General features: G+C 47.4%; 12 protein-coding genes. 9 read left to right on the top strand and 3 right to left on the bottom strand.

Annotated features, from left to right (window positions below):
• The first annotated feature begins 10 nt into the window (after window positions 1-10).
• The 4 genes from NC996_RS10950 to NC996_RS10935 all read left to right on the top strand — a co-directional run bounded on the left by NC996_RS10950 (window position 11) and on the right by NC996_RS10935 (window position 2519).
• A complete protein-coding gene (locus tag NC996_RS10950) occupies window positions 11-202 on the top strand; it encodes a hypothetical protein (protein ID WP_190412350.1) in 192 nt (63 codons plus the stop codon).
• Between the two features lie 263 nt (window positions 203-465).
• Window positions 466-981, top strand: coding sequence for an inorganic diphosphatase (locus NC996_RS10945; RefSeq protein ID WP_190412349.1), 516 nt, complete (start codon window positions 466-468; stop codon window positions 979-981).
• Between the two features lie 201 nt (window positions 982-1182).
• Window positions 1183-1575, top strand: a complete 393-nt coding sequence (gene panD / locus NC996_RS10940) for an aspartate 1-decarboxylase (protein WP_190412855.1) — start codon at window positions 1183-1185, stop codon at window positions 1573-1575.
• 8 nt (window positions 1576-1583) lie between these two features.
• On the top strand, window positions 1584-2519 hold the full coding sequence (locus tag NC996_RS10935; protein WP_190685123.1) for an MBL fold metallo-hydrolase: 936 nt from the start codon (window positions 1584-1586) through the stop codon (window positions 2517-2519).
• Window positions 2520-2699: 180 nt separating this feature from the next.
• On the opposite strand, the gene NC996_RS10930 is transcribed toward NC996_RS10935, so the two are convergent.
• A complete protein-coding gene (locus tag NC996_RS10930; RefSeq protein WP_190685121.1) occupies window positions 2700-3773 on the bottom strand; it encodes an anthranilate phosphoribosyltransferase family protein in 1074 nt (357 codons plus the stop codon).
• Between the two features lie 80 nt (window positions 3774-3853).
• On the bottom strand, window positions 3854-4852 hold the full coding sequence (locus NC996_RS10925; protein WP_190434311.1) for a LysR family transcriptional regulator: 999 nt from the start codon (window positions 4850-4852) through the stop codon (window positions 3854-3856).
• Between the two features lie 251 nt (window positions 4853-5103).
• On the opposite strand from NC996_RS10925, the gene NC996_RS10920 reads away from it, so the two are divergent.
• From NC996_RS10920 to NC996_RS10910, 3 genes are all read left to right on the top strand, one after another.
• The gene (locus tag NC996_RS10920) at window positions 5104-6063 is read left to right on the top strand and encodes a diguanylate cyclase (protein ID WP_190536328.1); all 960 of its coding nucleotides are present in this window, start codon (window positions 5104-5106) and stop codon (window positions 6061-6063) included.
• A gap of 105 nt (window positions 6064-6168) precedes the next feature.
• Window positions 6169-6534 carry a response regulator gene (locus tag NC996_RS10915; RefSeq protein ID WP_190685118.1) on the top strand — a complete coding sequence of 122 codons (366 nt, stop codon included), beginning with the start codon at window positions 6169-6171 and terminating at the stop codon, window positions 6532-6534.
• Window positions 6535-6536: 2 nt separating this feature from the next.
• Complete coding sequence (locus tag NC996_RS10910) at window positions 6537-8354, top strand: ATP-binding protein (RefSeq protein WP_190685115.1); 1818 nt, start codon at window positions 6537-6539, stop codon at window positions 8352-8354.
• A gap of 20 nt (window positions 8355-8374) precedes the next feature.
• Here the strand turns inward: NC996_RS10910 and NC996_RS10905 are convergent, their stop codons facing one another.
• Complete coding sequence (locus NC996_RS10905) at window positions 8375-9691, bottom strand: HEAT repeat domain-containing protein (protein WP_339380284.1); 1317 nt, start codon at window positions 9689-9691, stop codon at window positions 8375-8377.
• A 513-nt stretch (window positions 9692-10204) separates the two neighbouring features.
• Between NC996_RS10905 and NC996_RS10900 the strand changes: the two genes are divergently transcribed.
• Entirely contained in the window at window positions 10205-10774 is a 570-nt protein-coding gene (locus tag NC996_RS10900; protein ID WP_190685112.1) for a hypothetical protein, read from the top strand.
• A 112-nt stretch (window positions 10775-10886) separates the two neighbouring features.
• Entirely contained in the window at window positions 10887-12122 is a 1236-nt protein-coding gene (locus tag NC996_RS10895) for an LL-diaminopimelate aminotransferase (RefSeq protein WP_190685109.1), read from the top strand.
• The last annotated feature ends 141 nt before the right edge of the window (window positions 12123-12263 follow it).

Below are 12263 nucleotides of genomic sequence, written 5' to 3'. Positions count from 1 at the left end.
TTATCTTTTTATGGAATTAAGTAGCCAGTCCTCTAACTCTTCTGACCAACCTCCTCCGCAAAGGTGGGCAGAGTTACTAGGAACTGCAATTGCTTTGTTGACCTTGACCTTACCTGTGTTTGCGATCGCTCACTACTCTCCAAGCGGCGCTCAAAGCTTGCAGCAGCAAACCAGCTATTCAATCCCGATACCCGAAGACTGACCTTCAAGATACAACAAATGGATATCGCGTAATCCTGGAATCTGGGTAAACAGAAGATTCTGTGTTGACCTTCTTCCCGTAGAATGCTCACAAGGGCTATCTGAAAGGATGAAGGATGAAGGAGGAATATTCTGATTCCTCCTTCAACAACGGGTGCGATTCGTAGCGGCTGTAAAGTAACTACGTTAAGCCTCTACAGCCTTCAAACTGACATCAGGGCACCCCCAATACTTTGTGTTGCTTGGAGAAACTGGAGAAACGTTTTGGATTTAACACGCATTCCTGCTCAACCCAAACCAGGTCTCATTAACGTTCTGGTTGAAATTACCGCTGGTAGCAAAAATAAGTACGAGTACGATAAGGACTTACAAGCCTTTGCCCTAGACCGGGTGCTTTATTCTTCGGTGCAGTACCCCTATGACTACGGCTTCGTACCCAACACCCTAGCAGATGATGGCGATCCCCTGGATGGCATGGTGTTAATGGAAGAGCCAACATTTCCAGGGTGTGTTATTCAAGCGCGACCTATCGGAATGTTAGAGATGATTGACGGGGGAGATCGGGACGAAAAAATTCTGTGCGTTCCCGACAAAGATCCGCGCTATGCCCAAGTCAAATCTCTCAAAGACCTTGCGCCACACCGACTAGACGAAATCGCAGAATTTTTCAAGACCTACAAGAACTTAGAGAAAAAGGTCACAGAAATTCTGGGTTGGCAAGATGTCGATAAAGTGATGCCGCTGGTGGAACAATGTATTAAAGCTGGCAGCAAAGGGTAGGTCTACGAGCGCTAGGTGAGCGAACTAGGAAAAAATTGAGGGATGAAGTGGTTTGAGAACGTTAGAATCAGCTTTAGCTGAGAAAACTTTTCATGCGCCGAACCCTAGTGCTGATAGATACAACATGAGGAAAGTGCAGGCATAGCAGGAGAAGCAATCAGCGCCTTGCACTTTCTCAATGGTGTTAATTACCTTTCTTGTATGCAGCGATCGCTTCTTCTATCAAAAATTCATAGTTGCACGCTTACTAGGGCAAATCTTGACTATGTAGGGAGTATCAGTATTGATAGAACCCTGTTGGATGCCGCAGGTATACTACCTTATGAACAGGTACAAGTCGTGAATGTCTCGAATGGAGAGCGCTTGATTACTTATGCAATCGCGGCACCGGCAAATTCAGGGGCAGTCGAACTCAATGGTGCGGCGGCTCGTTTGGGAATGAAGGGCGATCGCTTAATCATCATGACCTACGGGCAATTTAGCCCAGAAGAACTGAAAACTTATCAACCTAAAGTTGTCCTCGTAGACGGACAAAATCGGTTAATAGAAGTCCGCCGCTACGACGATCTGCTAAGCGTGCAGCTAACTTCTTGAGCGAATATATGTCTTCAAAAGAACCAGCGGCACCAAATCCTCAAATTTCCAATCCCACAGCGAGTCAGTCAACCCAAGCTGACGCCGAGTTTGTGGTGCAGTTTTGGGGTGTGCGGGGCAAAATTGCCGCCGCTGGTAAGGAGACGCTTCGCTACGGCGGCAATACTCCCTGTGTGGAAATGCGGGTAGGCTCCAAACGATTAATCTTTGATGGCGGCACCGGCTTGCGGTTACTGGGTAATCAATTACTGCGTCAAATGCCGGTGGAAGCTTACATATTCTTTACCGACTCCCAAAGCGATCGCATTCAAGGCGTTCCTTTTTTCGTTCCTGCCTTTATTAAGGGCAATTGTTTTCATATTTATGGGGCAGCAGGATCTGATGGAGCATCGATTCAACAAAGTCTCAGCGACCAGATGACGCCTCCGAATTTTCCAGTCCCTATACAGGTGATGCAATCAGAACTACAGTTCTACGATCTAACTCCCGGCGAGACGCTCGCGGTAGACGATATCACGATTGAAACCTGTTTAACCAACAATTCCCTGCGGACAATAGGCTACCGAGTTACCTGGCAGGGACGCACGGCTGTTTACGCTACGGGTGCAGACAACGATCCGAATGCCCTTGATGAAAATCTGCTGCACTTAGCCCGTGAAGCCGATTTACTCATTTGCAATGCGACTTCCCCGGAACTAGACCAAGGTTTGGGGGCAAACGGTGAGTCTTCTCATGCAGGTGACTTTGCGATTCAACCCTGCGAAAATCCCTTCTGGCAAACCTGCGTTAAAGCCGCTGATGCGGCTAACGTCAAAAAATTGGTGATGTTTAGCTACGAACCAGACTACAGCGATGACTTTCTCGACCAAGTAGAAGGACAAATCCAGTCGGCGTTTCCGAATGGATTACTCGCCCGTGAAGGAATGATTTTAGCCGTTGAGTAATCGGTCATGAGAGTGTAGAGTTTTGAGCCACAAAAAAGTTCTTAAATTCAAAATTCAAAACTTTTTTCTGGGAATCAGAGTTTTGATCCCTCTTTTGTTACTTTAGGAAAAGAGGGATGAGTGACAAAAGAGTTCTTAAATTCAAAACTCAAAACTCAAAACTTTTTCCTAATCCTCCTCCTACCGACTACTGAAGACTGAAGAACTTAAAGAAGAAATCACCCGACTAATCTCCTGTAGTTTCTGGGCAACTTGACCGCTACCCAATAAAGTTTCTGCCTGAGTCAAACCGGATGATAAATCTGGGGCGAGACCGCAGTGCCATAGGTAAAAACCACCGTTCCAGATAGCTGCTTGCATAAGTTCGCTCTTGTTACCTTGCAGCACGGCTTGCATTTCTTGTACCAATTCAGTTGAGGAGTCTAGGGCAACTTCCTTTCCCTCAAAGCCGTAGTCACGGGGATGAAGCAGGAGGCGTTGCGGAGACGAACCGGGTTGCCAAGTTCCAATAATCGCCGTGCGATCGCGTGGTAAATCGCAGCTCCCTTCTAATCCCTTCACCGCTGTGAAATACTGGGGTTTGCCTCGCAATGCCGAAGAGTCTTGAAACATCCCTTCCGTGGGAGGATGGACAAACCCTGCCACAACGTGAACTTCCCCTGCATAGGGACACCACATTAACTCCATCGTTGCAAAGGGGGGACGTTTGCCAATTTGGTCGCGGTAGGGAACCAGTCCTGCCGCTTGGGGGAAATGCTTGGGCAAATAAACAAATCCGAGTTGGGTTGCCTCAAACACCTGCTGGACGACAGGGAGGGATAACTCAGCCCAATTGACACCCAACGCCTGCCAAATCTCAATCAGTGGCAAGCCTTCCTTGGTAGGCATCCGGTCGCCCCCGTGCATCACCACCGCCTGTCCAGCGGTTGCCAAGATTAAAGCTGTCAGTGGCGTTATGGGTGCCGTGCGCGATCGCCCATCGTAGGGCGTCCCCAGAACGATAACCGGGCGTTCTGAGCCGATGGGTTGCAGTTTTGGCCCTAGTGCGTCGTAGGCGTCTAGCATCCCTGCCAATTCTTCGCCGGTGGGACGCTTAATCCGATGGGCGATCATAAATGCTCCAATCTGCGCTGGTGTTGCTTCCTGTAGGAGCATCATCCGTGTCGCTTCCTCAGCTTCGGAGCGACTTATATTTTCGCCCGTATGGACGCCACTACCCACTTTTCGCAGAATTTCCCTGAACTCATTACTCATAGTATTTTGTCGTAGTCAATTGTTATCAGTTTTTGCGAATGGCTAATTCCCAAAAGATTTTTTGCAATAGCCATTAACCATTAGTTAACAGGTATAGAAGCATCCGAACAGATTATTGTGTTGCCAATCGCTCCTGCAAATTGCATCGGGACTAACTCGCGTACCATCTGGCAAAAGTGCTGAATGGGGGGAATCAGCAAGCGATCGCGCGTTGTTACCATCACGACCTGACGAGACAAGCTGGGATCTCCTAGCGAGTCGGCTAAGTTTGGCGTCCCCGGCGCGGGTGTGGAATCAATGACTCGAATCGCCAGCGTTGCATCCTGGCGAGCATCTACCAAAGCTGACTGGGGCAAAAGGGCAATCAATTCTCCTTGCCGCACGACACCGCGAAAGGCATCAAGCGTATTTAACTCCATCACCGCCTGAAGATTAGCGCCTTGCCGCAAAAATCGCTCTTGTACCAAGCGTTGCATCCCGTACCCATCCTTAAATACCACTTGCGGGTAGTGAACGAGTTCTGACCAGGGCACCTGTTGGTACTTAGTCAGAGGATGATTTGCCGCCATCAAGATTTCGATGCGTTCATTGTATAAGACATCGACCACCATATCCGGGCTAGCCGTTAAAAAGCGGTTATTCATCACGATCGCGACATCAACCATTCCGTCTCGCAAGACTTTGAGAGCGCGATCGCTTCCAAGCGAAGTTACCCGCAGCTGCACCGCCGGGTAATCTCGGCAAAACTGCTGCAACACGGACGGCAAGTATTGGGCGCAAACCGAGTGAATCGCCGCTACACAGAGTTCGGGTTGCTTTCCTGCCAACAAGTCTGCTAATTCTTGCGTGGCTTGTTGCCACTCTTGACAAATTTTGCGGGCGCGGGGCAAAAAGCGTTCGCCTCCGACTGTTAGCTTTGCCTGAGCCGTGCGATGAAACAGGGAAATACCGAGATCCGTTTCCAGAGACTGGATTTGCCTGCTAATAGTGGACTGAGTGAACCCACACTTTCGCGCCGCTTGCTGAAAACTGCCGGTTTCAGCAACTGCTAGAAAGGCTTGCAACTGCTCTAGTCGCATGATATGTAGCCTAAATTACATTTAAAGCCGATGAAATGAATTTAGCGGATTTGCTTAACTGTTTTGGTAGGGCTTGATACAGCAGCTTAGTCAGGGTGGCACAAGCGGGTCTTACCATAGCATGAACGGGAAAACCCTTGGAAATAAATACGATATACGCCAATCGTATACTCAGCGAAGCGATCGCCTACGGCATCGCATCAAAATGAGTGATGAAAAAGATACCCCTTAGCAGTCTCTGATGAATCAGCATGAAGAAACAAACCTCGCTCCTAGTCGCCAGCCGAAACCACCACAACTTGCAACTGATCGCACAACTCTTGATTCAGGAAGGATATCCAATCCTCACCGCTGACAGCTTGGAGGAGTTTGAGCAAGCTTTGAGACATTCTGCACAAATCAGTCTCGCTATCGTAGATATCTCTAGTCTAGAAAGTCGGATTTGCGAATGGCTGCGGCACGAGGCAATCCCCATTCTGATGCTTTCTAACCAGTCTGGCTCAACGGACTGGCAGTTTACACTGATCGCTGGTGCTGCCGATCATCGGATCAAACCCATCGGTAAAACAGAACTACTGACGCGAGTTAGTTCGATTTTGAAACACAGAGCTAAATTTGAGCTTGAGAAAGCCCGCGACAACCGGCTATTAAAAGCGGCACCCGATTTACAGAAGTCTAACCCAAAGGTAGATGACCTAGTTTTTAGAGACGCGCTGACAGGAATTGCTAATCGCCATCATTTTGAAGAAATTTTAGAACGGGAATGGAGACGTGCAGCAAGAGAGGCAAGGTTTCTGTCGTTGATTATGATTAATCTTGATTTTTTTAAAGATTTTAAGGATACCTACGGACTTCAGCGAGGCGATTATTGTCTGAGAGAAGTTGCAAAAGCTTTAAGTGCTGCTGTGAAAAGATGTGGAGACGTTGTCGCCCGATATGGGGGTGAAGAATTTGTGACACTTCTCCCCGATACCAATCGCTCTGGGGCGATTGTCGTGGCAGAGGCAATGCGTTTAAATGTGGCGGATGTAAACATTTCCTACGTGAATTCTCCGATTGGCGACCGAGTAACTATCAGTTTAGGGGTTGCCACGTTAATTCCTGAGAGAAATTCCACCCCACAAGCCTTGATTGCTGAGGCGCAAAAGATGCTATCTGTAGCAAAAGAGGAAGGAAGCGATCGCTTCAAAATTTATCCGATTTCAGGCTAACCGCAAGATCCAAATAACTGAATATTGAGCCATTGTGAGCCATATCACGGCACTTATGACTGAATTACGATAGCACTAGAGAGAACCCAAAACAAAGGGGGAAATTTGAAGGAGCGACCGTTTATTTTGGCGGCAGAGCGAAACCCGTGCTACCTGGAACTTGTGGCTCAATTCCTCGGCAAAGAAGGGGATTGTGTCAAAAGTGCTAACCTTTTAGAGGCACTCGATCTAGCCCTAAGCCAGTCAAAAGCAATCGGTTTGGCGTTGGTGGACATAGACGGTTTTTACCGGCGTGTTTGGAAACGCTGCGAACGAATTCGGGATCGGCAAATACCCTTTCTAATACTCTTGCCTAAGCAAAGTGTCGCGATTGAGCAGCAAAACCTAGCTCACGGAATGCAAAGTACATTAGTTAAACCGCTAGTCGTCAAAAAGTTCCTAGTGATCGTTCGCAGTCTACTAAGAGATTAAGTATGAGCCGGATTTTGTTGCTTGTAGAGCAAAAAGAAAACCGCCGCCTGCTCTCAGAGTGGCTTGCTGGGCATCACGAAGTATTGCTACCTGACGAAAAAGAGACGGGGAGCCGAGGAGCTAAGGAGCAGGAGCACAACAGAGAAATTTTACTCAATCCTCAGTCTTGTAGAAATGGGATAAATTGGCGTCTTCTCAGTTCTCAGCCGGAACGGGGTTTCCCTACCCTGGCTGCGCTGCTCAGCACTCAGCACGGGCAGGGTACTGTTCTACCCTTACCGCTTAGCCCTCAGTCTTTAATCATGAACACAGCTTTTGACCTATGCGTCTTAGATAGCGTGGCTCTAAAGCAGTTTTGGGAAGAGGTGCAAGCGAGAAAAGCCACTGAATTACCAGTTTTTCTGCCATTTCTGTTGATCGTTCCTCGTCAGGATGTGGGGTTGATGACTCGACACCCGTGGAAGAGTGTTGATGAGTTAGTCACTATCCCCATCGAGAAGATGGAGTTGCAGACGCGGGTGAAGATGTTGTTGCGGACGCGACAACTCTCGTGGGATCTCAAACAGCGCAATGCTGAGTTAAAGGAGACAAATGAGCGCTCGCAACAGGAAATAGTCAAGCATCAGCAAGCAGAAGCCCAACTCCGACAAAGCGAAGAAAAATTCCGGCAATTTCTAGAAGCAGCACCAGACGCGATCGCGATTGTTGGCGCAAGCGATCGCATCGTTCTCGTTAACACTCAAATTGAGAAAATGTTTGGCTATGAGCGCGATGAATTGCTTGGCAATACTCTGGAGATGTTGCTACCCGATTACATCCGGCGCGTACACGATCGAGAACGCACTGATTCCTGTTGTGAACCTCAAGTCCCACCGATGGGAGTGGGGTTTGAGCTATTTGCCCGACGCAAGGATGGCACTGAGTTCCCCGTAGATGTCAGCCTCAGCCACATCGAAACCCCGCAAGGATTTCTCGTTACTAGCATTATTCGCAACATCACCGTTCGCAAGCAAGCAGAAGAAGAAATTCACAAGGCGTTGGAACAAGAGCGACAATTGGGTGAATTGAAATCTCGCTTTGTGTCAATGGTTTCCCACGAATTTCGCAATCCGCTGACCTCAATTTCTCTGTCTGCCCATATGTTAGAACATTGCTCTAATGAATGGTCTCAGGAGAAAAAAAGCAAATATTTGCTGCGGATTAAAGACATCGTTAGAAATATGACCGACCTGTTAGAAGATGTGCTTTTAATCGGCAGAGCAGATGCCGGGAAATCAGAATTTAATCCAGTCCCCCTCGATCTAACAGAATTCTGCCGTAATTTGGTAGAAGAAATCCAACTGAGTGCTAGCAATCAGCACGAGATAAATTTTGTCAGTAATCAAACGCAATTCAAACTTGAAAATTTAAATACTGATAATTACTCTCTTCAAGGTTCTAATCTGGAATGTTTAACCGTCACTGAAAACGAATTTGAGACAATCGTTTCTATGGATGAAAAATTGCTGCGACAAATCTTGAATAATTTGTTATCAAATGCAATTAAATATTCCCCCCAAGGCGGCATTGTTCAGTTTGAATTGAATTGCCAGCATGGTGAGGCAACTTTTCAAATTCGAGATGAAGGGATTGGCATTCCTCCAGCAGATTTAGCGCGACTCTTTGAAACATTTCATCGAGCCAAAAATGTTGGCAAAATTCCTGGAACTGGCTTAGGGCTGGCGATTGTAAAAAGGTGCGTAGAAATACACGGAGGCAAGATAGCGGTGGATAGCCAAGTTGGGTTAGGAACGACTTTTACCGTAAGGCTTCCGTGTTAATAGTTAATAGCGAGTGGCTATTAACTATTCACTGTCCATTCTTTTAAAGCGATCGCTACCCCTTCTTTTAATTCTGGGGTGAGATTTTCGGTGGTAGCGAGTTGCTGTAATTGCTGGTAAGCAATGGGAAATTTTTTGAGAGCAGCGATCGCGTGCAGTTTTACCCCTGCATCGGGATCTGCTAACAGTTCAATTAACTGGTTGATCGCAATGGCATCTCCTAACTGTCCCCATGCCATTGCCACCGCTTGTTTAACCTTGGAATTTTGAGCAGTTGAGCTTTCTGATTCAAGTGCTGTCAGCAGGATTTTAGCAGATGTTGGGACTAATTTTGGAGAATCCACTCGCCCCAAAACGGTGACAATTTCCTGCCATAGCACCGGAGACTCAACAGAAAGGGCTTGTTGCAAATACTCCAAGGCGGCTGCTGTTTGGGGGAGCGATCGCACGATGTCTACTTGCAAGCTAAGCGGCGTATTCGGGGATGAGAGTACCTGAAACAAGGCAGCGGCGGCTTCATCTGTCCCCAGTCGTCCTAAGGCGATCGCACTCTGCTGACAAACTTCCAAATTAAAGTCAAATAGCAGGGGTTGTAGCTGAGTTACCAGATTCAATTGTTCTAGTAAATCGGAGCGCATCCCCAAGCCAATTACCGCTTCTTTTCTCACTTGTGCGGCTGGATCTTGCAAGGCATCCATCAATACTGGTGGAATCCGGCTGTCGTGAAAGCTACCCAGTGCTTCAATCGCAGCGGCTCGAATCGCAGATTGGGGATCTTGAACCACGTTCAGGAGAGGCGCAATCGTTTCGGAACGGCGGATCTGAGCAAGCGATCGCACGGCTAACAGTCGTGTCTCTGGCTCTGCTAATAGTTCCGTCAAAGCCTCCACAGCCGGAGAGCCGATATGCGCTAAAGCAGCCGCTGCTGCCACTGTAAGTTCTTCATCCTCAGATGTTCTCAGCAGCTCTACTAAGGCGGTGATGACGGCAGGATTGTCAAATTCTCCCAGAATGCGACCAGCAAACCAGCGCTCCTCCAAGTCGGCGTCTTCGTCTTTCAGAATGGAAATCAAAGGAGCGATCGCGCCTTCCCCTAATTTGGGTAACACCTTCGCCACTTCCCACCGTTCCTGAAAATCCCCTGCATCAAGTACATCTAAAGCCAGGTTCAATAATTGCTCTAAGTAAAGCGAGTTAGAATCTTCTCCTGTTAACGACTCTCCCTGCCTTCCCTCTGCTTTGTTAAGTGGCAGTTGCTGCAAGCATTGGTTTAGCAATGACCAGTTTTTTTGCTGCGCGGCAACAGTAGCCTGCTCTAAAACACTTAATAACATCATTTAAATCACTTTTACTCAATTTTAACCCGACACGCTTGACGTACACTAACTAACTTTGTTTCCTGGCTTGTTTTCTAAACGTAGACGGCTTTAAGCTTCACAAGCCAGTTTACCGACCTAGGTGGCGATACTAAATTTGCTGATAAATCAGTATAGAGGCTGTGCGTGCTTTATTTTGAATAATAGAAACTTTTCTCAATCAACTCTTACCCCAGATTAAAATGTAAAGCAAGCATTGATTTAATGCATTAAGTTCATTTTTAAATGCTCCTATTACTTAAAAAATAAATTCCAGCTTTTACCTCTATAGCCGTCCTATTTGAGTTGTAAGATTCCAGCGGTTCAGATTTCTGAGCTTTAGGAAAAGTTGGGAATCTCGCATTTTGGAGCTATTTAAAATTACTATAGTTTTATGAAACTGTTGCCACTCTCTACAATCAATATGGCAATAAATTTCTTCCCGTTTGCAGAGCTTCAAAGTCGGCAACTCAACATTTTGGACAAAACAAACTGATGCTAAACACGATAGAAATGCGCTGGTTTTATCCCGGCAAAATTCCCACCGAGATTGAACGCTGGTTCAATCAAGATAGTCTTGGTGGACAAATAAAGTCACCAGAAGACCGAGAGGATTGGTATTTATACTTACCTAACAGTGATTACCTGGGTATCAAACTGCGGCAAGGAAAGCTGGAAATCAAGTGGCGTCAAGCCGAATTAAAGGTGCTGCATTTTGGGGAGTTAGCGGCGGGGAAGGCAGAGAAATGGGCAAAGTGGACGTGTGAAGATCCCACTTCAAAATGCTTTATTCCCGCAGAGGTGGCGGGAAAAGAGTCTTGGATGAGTGTGAAGAAGATGCGATCGCAGCGTGTTTACCAAGACTGTGCTGTTGAACTCACTCAGCTAAATATTAATGGCAAGGATTCGTGGAGTTTAGCTTTTGAAGCTACAGGCGAAGATGACAAGCTAATGGATAACCTTGAAACGGTAGCTAGCCAGGTATTTCAAACTTACCAAGGTTCAAAGTTGCAAGGTAAGGATTCTTTTGCTTATCCTAGTTGGCTGTCTGTAGTTGGGGAGTGACGCTAGGGCACTAACCCAATCTATAATCTTTATTCACTCAACAGTATTAACCGTGGAATCGTAACGCGACGATTGGCAGTAAGCTATTTTACGGCGTTCGTGGCGATTCAACATGGCAACGATTAACGATAACTACCTCAAACTCAAAGCTGGCTACCTGTTTCCCGAAATTGCGCGGCGGGTGAATGCCTTCGCAGAGGCAAATGCTGACGCAAAAATTATACGGCTGGGGATTGGCGATGTCACCGAACCCCTACCAGAAGCGTGTCGCACGGCGATGATTAAAGCCGTTGAAGATATGGGCGATCGCGGTTCCTTCAAAGGCTATGGCCCAGAACAGGGTTATGCTTGGTTGCGGGAGACAATTGCGGCGCATGACTTCCAGGCGCGGGGATGCGACGTTGATGCTTCGGAAATCTTCATTTCCGACGGTTCTAAGTGCGACACGGGTAATATTCTCGATATCTTCGGCGATGATAACGCGATCGCTGTCACCGATCCGGTTTATCCCGTGTATGTAGACACCAACGTGATGGCGGGACACACTGGCGCTGCTAACGATAAAGGCGAGTTTGGCGGCTTGGTGTATATACCCATCACCGCAGAGAACAACTTCACCGCCGAGATTCCCTCCCAGAAAGTTGACTTAATTTATCTCTGCTTCCCCAATAATCCTACGGGAGCAACTGCCACAAAGGAACACCTGAAAGCGTGGGTAGACTATGCGAAAGCTCATGGCTCGATCATTTTCTTCGATGCGGCTTACGAAGCATTTATAACCGATCCAGAGCTTCCCCATTCAATTTACGAAATTGAAGGTGCAAGAGATTGTGCGATCGAGTTTCGCTCGTTTTCCAAGAATGCAGGCTTTACCGGAACCCGTTGCGCGTTGACGGTTGTGCCGAAAACGCTGAAAGCACAAGCCGCCGATGGTTCCGATGTGGAACTATGGAAGCTGTGGAACCGCCGCCAGTCTACCAAGTTTAATGGCGTGTCTTACATCGTGCAACGCGGTGCAGAGGCGGTTTACTCCGAGGAAGGACAAGCGCAAACTAAGGCGCTAGTTAGCTTCTACATGGAAAATGCCAAAATTATCCGCGAACAACTGACAGCAGCCGGATTAGCGGTTTATGGTGGCGTAAATGCGCCTTACGTTTGGGTGAAAACGCCCAATGGTTTATCTAGTTGGGATTTCTTCGATAAGTTGCTGCAAACCTGCAATGTTGTCGGTACTCCTGGTTCTGGGTTCGGTGCTGCGGGTGAAGGTTACTTCCGCATTTCGGCATTTAATAGCCGAGAAAATGTGAATGAGGCAATGAAGCGGATTACCGAGAAGTTTAAAGTGTAGGCAAGAGAAGCCGCGCTTGTGGGGCATAAGTTACGCGATCGCTTTTGAGCATCAATTCTCGCTGCCTTGGTTAAACTCAATCTATAAGTCTCAAAGGTTGCGGTGGGCAATACCTATCGCAACCCTAGCTTTAACCGCTAA

The organism is Trichocoleus sp. ST-U2, assembly GCF_039961875.1.
Taxonomy (GTDB): domain Bacteria; phylum Cyanobacteriota; class Cyanobacteriia; order Cyanobacteriales; family FACHB-T130; genus FACHB-T130.
The sequence above is the reverse complement of the archived record's forward strand: the minus strand, read 5'-3'. Positions and strand labels throughout refer to the sequence as shown.